The organism is Paeniglutamicibacter terrestris (assembly GCF_012271785.1).
Lineage (GTDB): Bacteria > Actinomycetota > Actinomycetes > Actinomycetales > Micrococcaceae > Paeniglutamicibacter > Paeniglutamicibacter terrestris.
The window spans coordinates 187,680-200,750 of the sequence record NZ_JAAWVT010000005.1 but is presented as its reverse complement, the minus strand read 5'-3'; the positions used below and the strand labels follow the sequence as shown (position 1 = coordinate 200,750).

The window sequence follows — 13,071 nt, the reverse complement described above, 5'->3', positions numbered from 1 at the left end:
GGGATCGAAAATAAAGTAGTAGGTTACTTTGCCTGATCCGCTGATCCGGCGGCTAGGCCAGAATCAAGTGCGGACTTGAAAGCAGCGTCGGCAGCCGGGGAACCCGGACGCTTAGTGATCGTCCAGCCCTCCGTATTGCGCTGCGGGGCCACGGTAAGGGCGAGTGCCCCTGCCGGAACGTTTTTGCGTACGATCGCACCAGCACCTGTATACGCGCCGTCTCCCACGCTAACTGGGGCAACAAATACGGTGTTGGAGGCGGTGCGAACATGCGAGCCGATTACGGTGCGATGTTTGTTGACGCCGTCATAGTTGGCGGTGATGTTGCCACAGCCGATATTGGTGAATTCGCCAATCTCAGCGTCACCGGCGTAGCCGAGGTGTGAAAGCTTAGAACCACGGCCAACAACAATGTTCTTGGTCTCGTAGAAGGCGCCAATCTTGGCGTCCGGACCAAGAATGGTCTTCGGGCGAAGGTAGGCAAAGGGGCCCACGGAGGAACCCTCGGCGATGCTTGAATCGGTGACGTCCGAACGGACTACCTTGGCACCGCGACCCACCTGAGTGTTGGTCAGAGTGGTATCTGGACCGATCACAGCGTCGGTGCCGACGGCGGTGGTTCCGTGAAGCTGTGTTCCCGGCTTGATGGTGACGTCGTTGGACAGTGCCACCTGAACGTCAATCCAGGTGCTGTCCGGATCAATGATGCTCACTCCGGAGCGCATCCACTTTTCCAGAATGCGGCGGTTCATTTCCTTGCCAAGTGCGGCAAGCTGGACACGGTCGTTTGCACCTTCGACCTGCCACGCGTCCTCGGTGACAACGGCGGCGACGCGTCCCCCGGTAGACCGGGCAATGCCCAGAACGTCGGTGAGGTACATTTCGCCCTGCGCGTTGTCGGTAGTGACCTCGGCCAGTGCCGAGCGTAATACCTGAGCGTCAAACGCGTAGATTCCTGAGTTCACTTCGCGGATGGCACGCTCTTCGTCGGTCGCATCCTTGTGCTCACGGATTCCGGTGACGGTTCCGTCCTCGGCGCGCAGAATTCGACCATAGCCGGTGGCGTCCTGAAGAAGTGCGGTGAGAACCGTGACGGCATTGCCTTCGCGGTCATGAGTGGCAACCAGTTCGTTGAGCAACTCGGTGGTCAACAGCGGCACATCACCGTAGGTCACCACGATGGTTCCCTCAAGAGCGGGGTCCAGCTGGTCCAGACCCTGCTGAACGGCCCGTCCGGTACCGGGAACTTCATCCTGGTCGGCGATGACAAGATCCGGCTTGATCTGGAGGAGGTGCTCAACGACGCGTTCACGTTCGAAGCGGACCACTGCTACAAGAGTTTGCGGGGCTAGTCCCTCGGCCGCGGCCAGCGCGTGGCCGACCATCGAACGACCGCCGAGTTCGTGCAAGATCTTGGGTTTCGCCGATTTCATCCGGGTTCCCGCACCTGCGGCGAGAACGATGACAGCGGCTGGTGCGTTGGCTTGAACGCTCAAGATTGGTACTCCCTGTACATTTGGCTAGCCGGACCGGCCGGGCCAGGCCTCATCATTCTATCCCGGCAAAAATTCCGGGACATCGATGAGTGTTGCGTTCCGCCCATAGGATTCGAACCTATACTCCACAGCTCCAAAGGCTGGGGTGCTGCCATTACACCAGGGCGGAATGTGCGTTGAGCTCGCCTCAGCGGCACAGTGAACTATTCTGCCACGACTCGGGGCATCGATGCGACTTGACGGGCGGCAACCTGTTCATTCTGCGTTCATACGGCTGTGACAGAGCATGGTTAACCCCACATTTGTGCTTAGTATGTTGGCTATGAGCCCCACCGCACGACCTCGCACGCGCATGACCGGAGTCCAACGTCGGCTGCAGCTGATGGATATTTCTCGTCAGTTGTTTTCTTCGCGTGGCGTAGATGGGACAACTATCGAGGAAATCGCGCGATCGGCGGGTGTCTCAAAGCCCATCGTTTATGAGCACTTTGGTTCCAAGGAAGCGCTCTACATGGAAGTGGTGACCAACGAATACCGGGAGTTATTGGCCCGAATCACCGAGTCACTCTCGGGCGAAGATACTTCGCGCGTTTTGTTGGAAAAGGCCGCGCTCGCCATCCTGACCTATATCGAAGACAACACCGCGGGGTTCCGGATCCTGGTCCGAGATGCCCCACCGTCCGAGCCGGGCGGGACATACGCCACGCTGCTCTCCAAGGTCACCGAACAGGTCGAGGAGATCCTTGCTGACGAATTTGCGCAGCGTGGATTTAGCTCCGAGGACAGCTCCATCTACGCTCAAATGCTCGTGGGTATGGTGGCGATGACTGCACAGTGGTGGCTGGATGCACGAGTACCGGACAAGCGAACGGTTGCCGCTCACGTGGTGAATCTCGCCTGGTACGGGCTTACAGGGCTTCGAAAGGAACCAGGGCTCCGCGATTCTTGAGATCTTCGGCGTCCGCTAACTCGCCCTGACCATGGGCCTGAGCAATCGAGTCACAAGGCGCGATGCCTAATACGCACCGCTCGGACGAATCATCGCCTTGGCTGTGTGGCACATGATTACCAGATCATCCACCAGTGACCAGTTTTCGACGTAATAGAGATCGAGTCTGACGCTGTCTTCCCAGCTCAGGTTGCTCCTTCCACTAATCTGCCAAAGACCCGTTAGCCCTGGGCGAATCAGCAGACGCCGAAAGGTGTGACGTTCATAAGTCTCAACTTCGCATGGCAGCGGCGGTCGTGGCCCCACGAGAGACATGTCCCCCTTGATGACGTTGATCAGCTGTGGGAGCTCATCTAGAGAGGTCTTACGGAGCAGCTTGCCGATCTTCGTCACTCTAGGATCTCCCTTCATTTTGAACAGCGGTCCGGCACCTTCATTTTGATCTTTGAGTCCATCCAGCCGTGATTCCGCGTCAACGCACATCGTGCGGAATTTCAGCATGGTGAATTCTTGACCCCGTTTGCCGATACGGCGCTGCGCGAAGATTACAGGTCCCTTCGAATCCATCCTGATGGCAATAGCAATCATCAAGAACACTGGAAGCAGGATCGTCAAGGCAATCGTCGTCAGGCAAATATCCACCGCACGCTTGATACGCATCTTCATGCCAGACAATGCAGGGCGTTCAACATGCATCAGTGGTAGTCCATCCACTTCTCTGATGTGAATCCGAGAACTGGCAACATTTGTCAGGTTCGAAGCCAAGATCATTTCGGCTCCTAGTCTTTCCAGTTCCCACCCCAGGTTTCTCACTGCATCCTTGCCGGCGTTCAGCTGGCCCGCAACGATGACCGCATCTGCACCATGAGTGCTGATCATGTGTTCTAGGTCTTCCGGGTTGTGCGTCACCGGAACCAGTGGTTCCAGCTCCATTGATGTTCCGGTGTCTTCAATGAGTGCCACGATTTGGTAGCCCGCAGATGATGCCTTGGACACTCGGCTGACCACGTACTCGATATCGCTGGCACATCCAATGACAACCACTTTTGATAGCGTGGCCCCGCTTTTCGCCCGATGGCGCAGCAATCTCCGCAGCAGCCACCGTGCCAACAACAATGCCGGGGGGCCCGCAAGAAGTGCGGAAAATGCGACCTGCCGGGTGCCCTCAAGTCTCAATTCCATGCCGGTGAATGCCATGAGGCCCACCGCGAGCAGGCTGGCCCCGATAACCCTTCGATATTCATCCACCCCGCGACCCAGAACTTCCGCTCGCCGTGCTCCCCCGACACCCAAGATCACGAACCACGAAAAAGCCATAATCGGAAGGTAGGGGAAAAGTCCTCCACGTTCGACACCCACGACGGTATTCCACGCGAAGAGCATGACTGAGGAAATGACCAAAGCATCGACGATTGTCAGGAGCTTCACCCACCGTCGACGTCGCGCTCTAGCGGGCAATGACGCTGCAGCGTTGCTATCGAGTGCACGTCGGGCGCCTCGCCATGGAGGAGCTATACCGAGCACTGATTCAAGAACCCCGTCACCCAGTTCAGCGGACATCAGCGCAAACTTCCCTCAACAACGACGGCAAAACTCCCCTTGCTCCCCCACTGGCGCCGCTGCGGAATGCACCTTTGATTTCGGTACGCAAAATTCTCCATCCTTGCCTGAATCTATGCGGCCCCAACACCCAAAGCGAGAGCCCCCAAGTTCGCCAATTTGCATGGCTATTTTTCTACGCTATGCAACACACCAAGCTGAAACACGGGTAAACAGTACGCTGATCCCTACGGTGTCCGGCCGCTCGTGCTTCTCAGTCGAGACCCGAAACCACTTGCACAAGACGCGAACCATACGCGACGTCGGACTGCACCCCGACGCAGAAATAAGTGGACCCACAATCGAGGATCCAACTTCACGATTACGTGCGAAAATCGTGGAAACAGCATGCGAGAACGGCAATTCCCAAGCTTGATTCACTCCACGAAGGAAAGTGACTTTTGCCACTGCCCTCCGAAGCGAAACGCTCGAAAGACGGGGCGTAAGCACACTTCAAAGGCGCGATTCGAAGGTTTCGCGACCTCAATGTCACGATTTGCTAACGAAGTTGGTGCATGAAAAGCTCAATGCGTCTCACAACGATATTCGTTCCCGTACCCGTTCCCCGCATCCTAATTGGCCCGTCTGGGTGGTCAAGCGCATATTTGGAGACCCCCATCCCCAATGTCTAACTCAAGCCAAGATTCATCCCCCACCCTTCGCCAGTTCAGCTTCAAGGTGCCCGCTGCCATCCTCATGGCCGCGATGTTGACTACCGCGGGCTTCACCGGCCCAGTATCCCCAGCAAATGCTGCCACCATGAAGGCTGGAGATCCGATTGTCGACGATTCGATGACTCGCACTGTCACCGGCTCGTGGGGCAAATCGCCAAGTGGTGTCAATTACTACAGCACTGCCAACAACCTCTCGGTTTCAGCCGGCACGGCGTTGATGCCCCTGTCGTCCGCCAGCAGCACCACCACCGTCCGGACCAGGTACGACCTGATGGATTCCGAATCTTCGGTCAAGGTCAAGGTACCTGCGCTACCCACAGGGTCAGCCGGTGTGTACACCTCGCTCTTTGGTCGCGATAGCGGTACTGGAAACTACCGTTCAACTCTGCGCATCTTGCCCACAGGAAAAACCGTAATTGAGATCTCGCGTTGGAACTCCGGTGGTGGAACCACCCAACTTAAATCAGTTTCACTGCCGTTGACGGTAAAGGCTGGCCAGCAGTTCAACCTCAAGCTACGTGTTACCGGAAAGCCTAAAGTCGTTGTCGAGTCCAAGGTCTGGGCGGTAGGACAGACCGAGCCAACCGAATGGTCGGCCTCGTTCACTGATTCCTCTGCGAGTGCCATCACGACCAAGGGCATGACCTCGATCAGCGGATATCGAGGCAGCGGCAGCCAGGCCATGACACTTGCCTTCGACGATCTGAAGATTCTGCCTCTAACCCAAGTCAGCGATCCGGTTCCGGCGCCAACGCCGACTCCAACTCCTGCCCCGACTCCGGCACCCCTCCCTGATACCGATACCGATACGTCAAACGCCGGCTCGCAGTGGGGCACCCCGGTCTTCTCCGACGATTTTGGGACAACTAGCCTCAATAAGTGGATCGTCCGTGACGATTCGACGCACGGCGTCCTTTCGTATGATCGCGCGGTAATCTCAAAAGACAACGCCAGCACTTCCAACGGGCTCCTCCACTTAGAGGGCAAGAAGCTCGCTACTCCTGTTGTTAAGAGCGGCGAACGCTGGTTCTCTACCGCCTACATCGACACGATTGGCAAGTTCTCACAAAAGTACGGACGCTGGGAAATGCGTGCCAAGCTCCCGCTCACAGCCAACAATTCGAAGGGCATCTGGCCGGCATTCTGGCTGCGCCCCGATGGCGGTGCTACGGGCGGAGAAATCGACATCATGGAGGCCTATGGGACCCCGACGTCGGTGTCGTTTGACCCTCAGAATCGGGCAGAAGGCACGCTCCACTACGACCAAACGGGGAAGAGCAAGACGAATTCCTGGATTCCAGTCACTTCCACCTTATCCAGCGAATTCCATACGTGGACCTTCGAGTGGACCCCCCAAGGGATGAAATGGCTGTTTGATGGCAAGGAATTCAAGTCGGTGGACCGCGCTGGCAATGCAGCCTACGAGGCAGCCTTCGAAACCAATGCGAAATTCCATATGCGACTGAACACTCAGTATGGATCCCCGTATTGGGGTATGCCAGACGTCACCAATTCTTCAGTGACCAAGGACCACTCCGATTTCCAGGTTGACTACGTCAAGGCGTGGTCGTACAAGGGCTAAACAACACAGTTCCATGGTGGCCGCGAATGACCGCGAGCCACAAAAGAGGGCCGACCACCGTCCACTCACCCTTCGTGAGTCGATTGTGGGCGGTCCTTTGTCATGTTCGGATTAGTTGCATTCGGCGGAGCATCTGGATGCTGCTCGTCGCTCAGGTCAATCAGGTGGTGTCCTACCGCGATTCACCGCGCTATTTCCTGTCTTCAATATCTGGATATCCCCCCTCGGACACGGCGTCCGTTGTGCAAGCCCGCCGGCATCCATGTCCCGTTTATCCGAGAACCCCGGCTCTGGTGCGGTCTGTTGGGCGCTTTCCCGATGAGCGACAGATTCAAAGCCCTGCCAGACAGGCAAATCAACATGCCAGATGTCGCGCTAAATACCGATTCAACGAATAGGGCGAACAGCCAACTTCTCTTCTGTACTTGCTACGTCCTGGGACGAAGCCGTGGTTTTAAGATTTCGGGGGGCGAAGCCACACCTCTGCCGTGTCACGAGTCCGAGCTACTTGTCATGTGTATTCCCGCTGGAGGGGGTCGGCGACGTCTGGGGGGCAAATCGAAATGTCTCACGATTTCGATTGCACGCCGCCGGCCCGTCCTGAGCGCAAGGAGTGAGAGCCGGGTCTTAACCCGCTAGCCCCTTACGTGCCAAAAATTAACTACCTCTAATTTCTGGCCGTCGAAGCGGAAATCGACACCTCTAACGCTATTGCTCCTCGGGCGTTGAGCCACGAGTATTCCTATCTCGAAAATACGGCAGAAACTCTTGTCCGGGACCTGTCCAAAGGAGGACAGATACTCGTTAAGCACTTGGATCAGGGGCTCCGCTCACTCGACTTTCTTGATCACCCATTCATGCAGTCCTAAGAACCCTCAACCGACCTTGAAGTACCCTCTGCATGCGCCCTACAGTGCAAGGGCACGTGGTTGGGGGCTCACCACAGCATCGGTTGCGAATAAGCGTGGGAACTTATCCGCACGTAGACCAACGAGGAGTTAAAGTGCAGGAAAAGGGACCTTCGTCCCGGGGCTTTGGGGAGCTCGGCGACGGTGCAAAACGAACACACGGGCAATCCCGTTCCACCTGGCGTCAATGGGGGATATGGGTTGGCGGCTTGTCCATTGCAGCGTTCATTGCAGTGAGCACAGCTCAGGCAGCATCACGAGGCGATCCAGAGATACCCGAGGGCAACAGCCAAATAGCGAGCAGCGCCCTGCCATCCAGCTCAGCAGCTCGCCAGACGGCCCCAGCGGCTGAGGCCAGTTCGAGCCAAGCTTCGACGGAACCAAAAACCAGCCGTGCACCGGCAGCGAAGCCAATTGCTCCCGTGGTAAAACCAGCACCCACAACGACACTGAAAGCGGAACCATTACCGTCGTTCCCGCCCGTGCCCAAGAGCTGGCCCAAAACATCAAATGCGCGTTCTGCCCAAGCTTCCGAATCGGAGCCCGTGCAGAAGTTCATCACCGGGGCACAAGGAATTTCACCCGGTCGCCAAGTTCCGGAAAAGGCCATCAAGGTACCGGACTATTCGAAAGTCGCCTCCGGCATCGCCGAATTGGAATTGCAATCCCAGTTCGCTGAATATGCATCCAATGGGTGGTCTCAGACAGGAAAAGTTCAGGTGGTTGGTGAGCCCCGAGTTCAAGACCTCAACGTCAAGGGCGCCAAATCAATACGAGTTTTCGTCTGTCTCGACTCCAGCGCAATCAAAGTCACGGAACCCGACGGGCACATTGTGACCGATGCGACTCCACCGGGTACACGCACCGCGGTGAACATCTATGACCTCTCATTCAAGGCTCAATCTTGGGTAGTCGTCAATCACCAATTTCCCAATGATTCGTCTTGCTGAGGAAGAACGAGGAACCACTCATGTACTCGCGCATTAGAAAATCACGTCTAGCTCCGAAATCCGCATGCGCCGTTTTCGGCGTTATTGCTCTGGTCGCAGGATTCCTGTTGGGTCCCGTACCCGCACAAGCAGCCGAAGTTATCCATGACGGCTCTACACAGTTAAATGCTGCCGCTTCCTGTTGGGAAGCCAAGCAGCTCGATCCTCAAGCCGACAGTGGGCTCAACTGGCTATATACCCCCGCGATGTCGGCTCCGGAGCAGTTCTATTGTGACCAAGTAACCAATGGCGGCGGTTGGGTGTTGATCGGCCGAGGAAGACAAGGATGGAAAGAGAACTACGAAGGGTTGGGCACAACTGCGCAAGTGAACTCCGTCGTCACCGGCACAGGTGCTTTTACGCCGCGCCAGCTGCACTCGCGCACCATTGATGGATTACTCAACGACACATCACCCGCGGCACTAACCGACGGGATCCGGCTGCGCAGAGCGGCATCAACTGACGGGACGACCTGGCAAGAATCGACTTTCAAGGTCTCCAAAAAGAATCGCTGGTCGTGGGCTTTCTCGTCCGCAACGCCGGTCACTTCATTTACCTTCAATGGGAACCAGAACGGTACGGGTGGAACTAGCGCAAGCTTCGGGCTGGACAACACGCTCCGCCGTGTCATCACCTCCGAAAACCAGAACCAAAGCTGGTACCAAGGGTGGGCCTTCGGCTCGCAGGCCCGCGGTGTCAACTCCGCTACCAGCTACATTTGGAGCGCTTCGGCCACTACGGGACAACCGCTGCCGTTCACCCAGATGTTCATCCGTCCCCGCCTGTTGCAAAGCAATTTGGCCTTCGCTCCGATCCCCAATGCCGGTCTTCCCAAGATGGAGAACAAGGCAGTGCAGAGTACCGGTGCCCAGCCCACCGTATGGGGTGTTAACGGTCTGGCCAACGGAACTGGTGAGCTGAATACCGAAATCCAGTCGTTCGCGCAATCAGGGCAAACTGTCTACGCTGCAGGAAATTTCCTGCAGGTACAACGTGATTCTGCGGGGACCGGTCGGGTCACCCAGCCGTATCTTGCAGGTTTCAACGTCACCACCGGCGAATTCGTGACTACCTTCAGACCGACCTTTAACAACGAGGTCAAAGAAGTCACGGTGCTGCCCAATGGCACCGTCATCGCCGGCGGGGAATTCACCGTTGCCAACGGAAAAGCGGCTAATGGAATCGTCGCGTTGAACCCGGTCACCGGCGACACCGTCTCAACATGGGATGTCCAGTTGGAAAACCGGATTTCCGGCGGTGCGGTTCAGGTCAGGAGCCTGAGTGTGGAGGGATCGTGGCTGTACATTGGCGGGGCATTCACTCACCTCACCGGCGGAACGACAACCAATTCGGTCTACTCACGTGCCGCAGCACGCGTCCAGATTTCCAATGGAACTCCCGACGCTAGCTGGAACCCCGCGTTCGCCGGCACTGTCACCGATGTTGAAGGCTCCGATGATGGAACCCGGCTTTACGCATCGGGATACTTCATGGCCTCGAATACAACCACCACTAATACGGCCGCTGCCATCTCCACCGCGGCGGGAGCGGCGGTCATCCCCTGGGACTGGACACCGAGCGCTACAACCCATTTCCAGTTCGGTCTGGCGGAACAGGGTGGAAGAATCTGGCTCGGCGGCTCCGAACACAATCTTTTCAGCTACAACCCAGCCAACTTTAATCGGCTCTCTGCCAACATCACTCGTCAGGGCGGCGACTTCCAAGATGTGAGCTCCGCCAACGGGCTCGTGTATGCCGGATGCCACTGTGGCCATTGGAATTACTCCGGAGCCACGCTCTGGCCCAGCCTCGGAAACGACTGGACCATCGCCGACAAGATTAACCTGGTCGGCATCTGGGATGCAGCCACCGGCGCATACGTACCGGACTTCAACCCCATCATCAAGGGTCGAGTGGGCTACGGGGTGTGGGGCAGCTTTGTAGACAGTACCGGCACACTCTGGACCGGCGGGGATCTCGTTTCATCCGTTCGAACTAATGGGGCGGGGCAATGGAGCGGCGGCTTTGCTCGATTCGCAATGAACGATCACACGGCGCCGGGCACCCCCGGATCGCTGACGGCAACCTCCGACGGAACCACCGACACGATCTCGTGGGGGGCATCGAGTGGCACCCCGGCCGGCTATCAGGTCTTGCGTGGTGACAGGGTCATTGCGACCACCACCACCGCTCGGACCGTTCAGGTTCCGGCACTGGCTCAGGGCCGCTACGCGGTTCGCGCGATCGACACCGCCGGAAATATTTCGGCCAGCACTGCGGTCGTAGTCGTCGCCGGGGCTGTCATCCCGCCGCAGACACAGCAACTCATCACGGCGGGTAGCAACTGGTCTTACCGTTACGAGAACAGTGAACCGGCTTCCGGCTGGAAGCAAACCTCCTTCGACGATTCCACGTGGGACATCGGAGCTGCCCCGTTGGGTGTGGGCTGGACCGGACTTGGTACCACCTTCCCCACCGTTGCAACTCGGCCCATCGCTTCGCAATACCGCAAGAGCTTTACGCTCGCTAATGTCTCGGACATTAATACCGTCCAGATCACCACGCGGGCCGATGACGGGATTGTCATCTACGTCAACGGCACCGAAGCGAAACGAGTGAACATGCCCGCGGGGACAATCACGAGCACCACGTACGCGACGGCTGCCCCATCGGTCGCCGTCGTCAACGCCAATCCAGTCGTGTTCGAACTCCCGGCGAGCGCCTTCGTCACGGGCCAGAACGTGATTGCGGCCGAGGTCCATTCCAACTACCGGACAACGCCTAGCCATTCCTTCGAACTCGAGGCTCAGGCCACGCTGGTCGACGGCGCCCAGGCCAACCTACTGAAGAAGGCCCCGGAGCTACAGAAGCAGGAGTCCACCACAGCGGAAGCAACTAAACCAAGTGTCGCCCCGGCGCCGACCAAGCCGAGTGTCACATCCGCTGCACCATCCACGAAGAGCGCACCCGAACCATCAAGGAAGCCGTCGGTGCTGCCGAGCCCCTCGGTAGCCAAGAGTTCGCCTTCTGAGTCCACCAGTGCAAAGCGATCGGAAGAAGTTCCTTCGCAGTCGGTGTTGCCTCGTCCAGGGACCGAGCTGAAAATCCCGGTACCAACGGCTGAGACTCCGGCATCCAGTGCACCACCGAAAGAAGACACCAAATGATCGGTGACGCTTCACCGATCATCACCGGTGGGTCCCCCTCGAGGAGACCCACCATTGGTGGTGTCTTGATCGAACTACGATCAGCGCAAAAGCCCGGGACCGGTGTACCGGCCTACACGCGGTGGCTCAATCGGCGTGCGGCACGGTTAGCTGCTGCCGTTGCAGTGCGGATGGGGCTCTCCCCCAACACCGTGTCGGCGATTTCCGCGGCATTCTCCATCGTGGCGATTGTGGTTCTGCTCCTTTCCCCGGTTTCCGTCGTGACCGGATTGCTTGTGGCTGGGCTCCTTGCCGTCGGCTACTGCTTGGACTCGGCAGATGGTCAGGTCGCCAGAGTCACTGGCACGGGGAGCCCTGCCGGCGAATGGCTGGACCACGTCATTGATGCCGCTCGAACTCCTGCCATTCACCTTGCGGTCTACCTCGCACTGAGTTCCGCCGCGTTGGTTCCGGCTTGGGTCCCCTACGTTGCGCTCGGGTTCGTGGTTCTTTCCGCGGCACAGTTCATGAGTCAAATTCTGGCCGAGCAATTACGCAAGAGCGCCGTAAATTCTGTCCAGCAGACTAAGGCAGCCGCGGCGGAAAAGGGTGCCAAGGACGTCCTGCGCTCCGTGGTACTTCTACCAACGGATTCGGGCACCTTGTGCTGGATCTTCATCCTCTGGGGGTTTCCACATGTTTTCGCCGTTAGCTACGTTGCACTTTGCATCATTAACTCGTTCGTGGCTGCGCTATCAATGCGCCGAAAATACCTTGCCCTTTCTCGATGAACAGCCAAACTCCGGTCTGAGCCCATGGACACCATCCGTCAGCGCCGTCATCACCACGTGTGGGCGACCGGAAATGCTCAGAGATGCGGTCCGATCTATCCTCGCCCAGGACTACCCCGGCAGCATCGAGGTCGTCGTCGTCTACGACAAAATTTCCGTTGATCCTCTCCACGACATCGAGGTCGTTAAGGGCAGAACTCTGCGGACCGTGAAAAACTCGCGCACCACTGGTCTCGCCGGGGGAAGAAACACCGGAATTTTGGCAGCTTCTGGAGAGATCATCGGGTTCTGCGATGACGATGACTTCTGGTTGCCCGACAAGATCACGCGGCAACTTGAGCTATGGAACGAGCACCGCTCCGCGATCGCCATTAGTTCGGGCATTCGTCTTCGAACCATGAAAACCGAAGTGGACCGTTTGGCTCCGGCTGTTTCCAATTTCGATGACTTCCTTCGTTCCCGAATCACCGCCATTCACCCATCAACGATGATTTTTCTTCGTAGCGGCTTCACCCAAATCTACGGATTGGTCGACGAATTACTTCCCGCTGCCTACGGTGAGGACTACGACCTGCTCTTGCGAGCCACTCAGCATGGCCCCATTCATGCGGTTAACGAAGCCTTGGTGACCGTTCGCTGGGATCGGCCCTCGTTCTTCAGCGGCCGTTGGATGAATATTATCGCTGGCCTGACATACGTACTTCAAAAGTTCCCCGAGTTTGAACAAGACCCACGGGGACTTGCCAGGATAGCTGGCCAGGTCGCTTTCGCCCATGCCGCGTTGGGAAATCGAACGGATTGCCTACATTGGGTTCGAAGCACCCTGGCTCGCGATCCGTTCCAGCCGCGTGCGTGGAGTGCCATTGTTGTCGCCCTCGGACTCATTAAGGCCGACACTCTCCTTGAGATGGTGCAGCGAATGGGCCGTGGGTTATGA

General features: G+C 57.7%; 7 protein-coding genes and 1 tRNA gene. 5 read left to right on the top strand and 3 right to left on the bottom strand.

Annotated features, from left to right (window positions below; all coding sequences use genetic code 11):
* Window positions 1–23: 23 nt before the first annotated feature.
* Together glmU and HED64_RS12245 are read right to left on the bottom strand one after the other, a co-directional pair.
* Complete coding sequence (gene glmU / locus HED64_RS12250; protein WP_168152271.1) at window positions 24–1,496, bottom strand: bifunctional UDP-N-acetylglucosamine diphosphorylase/glucosamine-1-phosphate N-acetyltransferase GlmU; 1,473 nt, start codon at window positions 1,494–1,496, stop codon at window positions 24–26.
* Window positions 1,497–1,593: 97 nt separating this feature from the next.
* Window positions 1,594–1,665: transfer RNA gene (locus HED64_RS12245), tRNA-Gln, on the bottom strand.
* Window positions 1,666–1,818: 153 nt separating this feature from the next.
* Between HED64_RS12245 and HED64_RS12240 the strand changes: the two genes are divergently transcribed.
* Window positions 1,819–2,445 carry a TetR/AcrR family transcriptional regulator gene (locus HED64_RS12240; protein WP_245325953.1) on the top strand — a complete coding sequence of 209 codons (627 nt, stop codon included), beginning with the start codon at window positions 1,819–1,821 and terminating at the stop codon, window positions 2,443–2,445.
* 66 nt (window positions 2,446–2,511) lie between these two features.
* Here the strand turns inward: HED64_RS12240 and HED64_RS12235 are convergent, their stop codons facing one another.
* On the bottom strand, window positions 2,512–3,873 hold the full coding sequence (locus HED64_RS12235; RefSeq protein ID WP_168152270.1) for an exopolysaccharide biosynthesis polyprenyl glycosylphosphotransferase: 1,362 nt from the start codon (window positions 3,871–3,873) through the stop codon (window positions 2,512–2,514).
* 795 nt (window positions 3,874–4,668) lie between these two features.
* Here HED64_RS12235 and HED64_RS12230 point away from each other — a divergent pair.
* The 4 genes from HED64_RS12230 to HED64_RS12215 all read left to right on the top strand — a co-directional run bounded on the left by HED64_RS12230 (window position 4,669) and on the right by HED64_RS12215 (window position 13,071).
* Entirely contained in the window at window positions 4,669–6,300 is a 1,632-nt protein-coding gene (locus HED64_RS12230) for a glycoside hydrolase family 16 protein (RefSeq protein WP_168152269.1), read from the top strand.
* A 1,878-nt stretch (window positions 6,301–8,178) separates the two neighbouring features.
* Window positions 8,179–11,364, top strand: a complete 3,186-nt coding sequence (locus HED64_RS12225) for a fibrinogen-like YCDxxxxGGGW domain-containing protein (protein ID WP_168152268.1) — start codon at window positions 8,179–8,181, stop codon at window positions 11,362–11,364.
* The gene (locus tag HED64_RS12220) at window positions 11,361–12,134 is read left to right on the top strand and encodes a CDP-alcohol phosphatidyltransferase family protein (protein WP_168152267.1); all 774 of its coding nucleotides are present in this window, start codon (window positions 11,361–11,363) and stop codon (window positions 12,132–12,134) included. The genes HED64_RS12225 and HED64_RS12220 overlap by 4 nt, the downstream gene beginning before the upstream one ends.
* The gene (locus HED64_RS12215) at window positions 12,040–13,071 is read left to right on the top strand and encodes a glycosyltransferase family 2 protein (protein ID WP_168152266.1); all 1,032 of its coding nucleotides are present in this window, start codon (window positions 12,040–12,042) and stop codon (window positions 13,069–13,071) included. The genes HED64_RS12220 and HED64_RS12215 overlap by 95 nt, the downstream gene beginning before the upstream one ends.